Source organism: Kitasatospora sp. MY 5-36, from assembly GCF_001182915.1.
Classification (GTDB): Bacteria; Actinomycetota; Actinomycetes; order Streptomycetales; family Streptomycetaceae; genus Kitasatospora.
On sequence record NZ_LFVW01001039.1, the window covers coordinates 1 to 2,269 of the forward strand.

The window sequence follows — 2,269 nt, forward strand, 5'->3', positions numbered from 1 at the left end:
GCGGCGGCGGCCACCCCGAGCGCGGCCACCGACGGCAGCGCGACCCGGAACAGGGCCGTCCGGGTGGCCGCCTTGGCGGCGCCGCGGCGCTGGGCACGGGACTGCTCGCGGGCGGCGAGGCGCAGCTCCGCGCGGGTCGGACGGGCGGCTGCATCGGGAGCCATCGGGGGCTGCCTCCTCGGTGGGCCTCGGGCGTCGTCGGACGAGGGGAGAACAGCCGTGACTGTAGTCCCAAGGGCAGCCGTGACTGTAGTCCCAAGGACGACGCCCCGGAAAAACCTCCGGATGTCAAGGGGTCGGCCGGGGGGTCTGTGCGGAGGTTGCGGGAAGGACGGGTATACCCGCTGGTAGCAAGGCCCGGAGCTGTGACTTTGCCCTCCTCTTCGGAGGCGGCGCGGTCAACCGTGCCGGGGGGCGCTAACCTCCCCTCAGGTTGGTTATCGACCGTTAACCGCGCCGGCGGCCCACGAGGCCCGGTCGGATGGTGGACGACGAGGTCCAGGAGGCAGTCATGAGTGTGTCGGGGCCGATCCGTGTGGTGGTCGCCAAGCCCGGGCTCGACGGTCACGACCGTGGTGCCAAGGTCATCGCGCGAGCCCTGCGCGACGCCGGTATGGAGGTCATCTACACCGGACTGCACCAGACGCCCGAGCAGGTCGTCGACACCGCGATCCAGGAGGACGCGGACGGCATCGGGCTGTCGATCCTCTCCGGTGCCCACATGACGCTGTGCGCCCGGGTGTTGGAGCTGCTGAAGGAGCGCGACGCGGAGGACATCAAGGTCTTCTGCGGGGGGATCATCCCGGACGAGGACATCGCCGAGCTCAAGGCACTGGGCGTCGCGGACATCTTCACCCCGGGCACGCCGACCCGGGACGTGGTCGCCTGGGTCGAGTCGAACCTGCGGGCCGGCTGAGCCACGGCGCGTCGAGCGGGCCGGCCCTCCCGGGGCCGGCCCGCTCCGTCGTCTCCGTCGTCTCCGTCGTCTCCGTCGTCTTCGGAGGCGTACCGCGGGCCCGGCCCGCCCTCAGCCCGCCAGCTCCGCGAGCATCGCCGCCCGGAAGCGCAGGGTGCCGGCCAGCCGGGAGAAGGTCTCGGACCACGCGGAGTCCGGGGCGGCCCCGGCGGCCAGCTCCTCCACTGCGGCGGCCGTCTCCGGGGCGAGCGCGCGCTCCGTCATCCCGAGCACCCCGCTGTGGCTCCACGGGTACGCCCCGGAGGCCGCCGCCCGGGCCAGGGCGGTCACCACGGCGGTGGACAGCGGCGGCGTCCACGGGGTGGCGCAGGCGCCGAGCAGCTGGAAGGCCTCGCCCAGCCCGTGCACCGTGATGAACGCGGCCGTCCAGACCGCCCGCTCCTCCGGCGGGAGGACGGCCAGCAGCTTGGCCGGGGCGCCGGTGGTGCGCAGCGCGCGGGTCCGGGCGCCGCGCCCGGACGGGAGCGGGGCCGGGCCGAGCAGCGCCCGGGCCCAGTCGGCGTCCTGCTGGCGGACGGCGGCCCGCGCCCAGGCCTCCCGCAGGTCGTCGGCCCAGCTGCTGCTGGTCTCGTCGATGCTGTCGCCGACCCGCAGGGCGAGCAGCTGCCCGGGCGTCAGCCCGGTGCTCCCCGGCCACAGCGACAGCGGTGCGGCGGCCACCAACTCGCCGAACCACCAGGCCCGTTCACCGCGCCCGGTGGGCGACTTGGGGGCGATCCCGTCGCGCTGCATCTGGGCGTCGCACGCGGTGGGCGGGGTGACCAGCAGGTGCGTGCCGGTGTCGGCGAGCCGGACGGCGGCCCGCGCCCGCTCGGCCATCCGGCGGGCCAGCGCGGAGCCGGGCAGGGTGGAGAGCAGCTCGGCGGCGGTGGCCCGGACGTTCTTGCTGCGGTCGCCGAGGGCGGCCTCCAGGAACGGTTCGTCGGCGGGGGAGAGGCCGTCCTGGAGGGCGTCCAGGAAGAGCAGGCGGTCCTCGGCGCGCTCGGTGGACCAGGTGCCGCGCAGCAGCTCCAGGCCGGCCGCGGGATCGCGGCGGCGCAGCTGCGTGAGGTGGGTGACCCGTTCGGCGAACAGGCCCTCGTGCCAGAGCCGGTCGTCGGTGGGCCGCTGCGGCAGCTCGGGGGCGGTGGTGCGCAGCACGAACCGCCAGTCGGGGTTCTGCTCGGCCAGCCAGCGGCCCGGCGGACCGGCCAACGCCACGGCGTCGGAGCGCAGTTCGCTGCGGGCGCGGGCGGCGTCGAGCAGGCCGGGTATCAGCGCGGCGGGCGGGCGCAGGCCGCTCGCCCGGGCGGT

2 protein-coding genes are annotated in these 2,269 nt (G+C 75.8%); one reads left to right on the plus strand and one right to left on the minus strand.

Features of this window, described 5'->3' with window-relative positions:
* The first annotated feature begins 511 nt into the window (after positions 1-511).
* Complete coding sequence (locus AE652_RS39830) at positions 512-916, plus strand: cobalamin B12-binding domain-containing protein (protein WP_049660544.1); 405 nt, start codon at positions 512-514, stop codon at positions 914-916.
* A gap of 111 nt (positions 917-1,027) precedes the next feature.
* Here AE652_RS39830 and AE652_RS39835 read toward each other — a convergent pair.
* On the minus strand, positions 1,028-2,269 hold a 1,242-nt coding region (locus tag AE652_RS39835), incomplete at its 5' end, for a DUF5691 domain-containing protein (RefSeq protein ID WP_049660541.1).